This window comes from Vibrio sp. YYF0003, assembly GCF_036350715.1.
GTDB classification, from domain to species: domain Bacteria; phylum Pseudomonadota; class Gammaproteobacteria; order Enterobacterales; family Vibrionaceae; genus Vibrio; species Vibrio natriegens.
Map to the genome: position 1 here is coordinate 1,595 of NZ_JAZDWA010000019.1, position 1,395 is coordinate 2,989.

1 rRNA gene (running past one end of the window) is annotated in these 1,395 nt (G+C 52.5%); it reads left to right on the plus strand.

Annotated features, from left to right (window positions below):
- Window positions 1-1,365, plus strand: a 23S ribosomal RNA gene (locus tag V1U08_RS22820); it begins 1,567 nt to the left of the window's first position.
- Window positions 1,366-1,395: the final 30 nt, after the last annotated feature.

Genomic DNA, 1,395 nt, shown 5'->3' on the forward strand with positions numbered 1-1,395 from the left:
TGTGAAGTCATTGATGCCATGCTTCCAGGAAAAGCCTCTAAGCTTCAGATTGTAAGGAATCGTACCCCAAACCGACACAGGTGGTCGGGTAGAGAATACCAAGGCGCTTGAGAGAACTCGGGTGAAGGAACTAGGCAAAATGGTACCGTAACTTCGGGAGAAGGTACGCTCTCGACGGTGAAGTCCCTCGCGGATGGAGCTATTGAGAGTCGCAGATACCAGGTGGCTGCAACTGTTTATTAAAAACACAGCACTGTGCAAAATCGTAAGATGACGTATACGGTGTGACGCCTGCCCGGTGCCGGAAGGTTAATTGATGGGGTTAGACTTCGGTCGAAGCTCTTGATCGAAGCCCCGGTAAACGGCGGCCGTAACTATAACGGTCCTAAGGTAGCGAAATTCCTTGTCGGGTAAGTTCCGACCTGCACGAATGGCGTAATGATGGCCACGCTGTCTCCACCCGAGACTCAGTGAAATTGAAATCGCTGTGAAGATGCAGTGTACCCGCGGCTAGACGGAAAGACCCCGTGAACCTTTACTACAGCTTGGCACTGAACATTGACCCTACATGTGTAGGATAGGTGGGAGGCTTTGAAACAGGTACGCCAGTATCTGTGGAGCCGTCCTTGAAATACCACCCTTGTAGTGTTGATGTTCTAACGTTGACCCCTTATCGGGGTTGCGGACAGTGCCTGGTGGGTAGTTTGACTGGGGCGGTCTCCTCCCAAAGCGTAACGGAGGAGCACGAAGGTGGGCTAATCACGGTTGGACATCGTGAGGTTAGTGCAATGGCATAAGCCCGCTTGACTGCGAGAATGACAATTCGAGCAGGTGCGAAAGCAGGTCATAGTGATCCGGTGGTTCTGAATGGAAGGGCCATCGCTCAACGGATAAAAGGTACTCCGGGGATAACAGGCTGATACCGCCCAAGAGTTCATATCGACGGCGGTGTTTGGCACCTCGATGTCGGCTCATCACATCCTGGGGCTGAAGTCGGTCCCAAGGGTATGGCTGTTCGCCATTTAAAGTGGTACGCGAGCTGGGTTTAGAACGTCGTGAGACAGTTCGGTCCCTATCTGCCGTGGGCGTTGGAGAATTGAAAGGGGCTGCTCCTAGTACGAGAGGACCGGAGTGGACGAACCTCTGGTGTTCGGGTTGTGTCGCCAGACGCATTGCCCGGTAGCTAAGTTCGGGATCGATAACCGCTGAAAGCATCTAAGCGGGAAGCGAGCCTTGAGATGAGTTCTCCCTGATACTTTAAGTATCCTAAAGGGTTGTCGTAGACTACGACGTTGATAGGCAGGGTGTGTAAGCGTTGTGAGGCGTTGAGCTAACCTGTACTAATTGCCCGTGAGGCTTAACCATACAACACCCAAGGGGTTTTGATGGACTCAA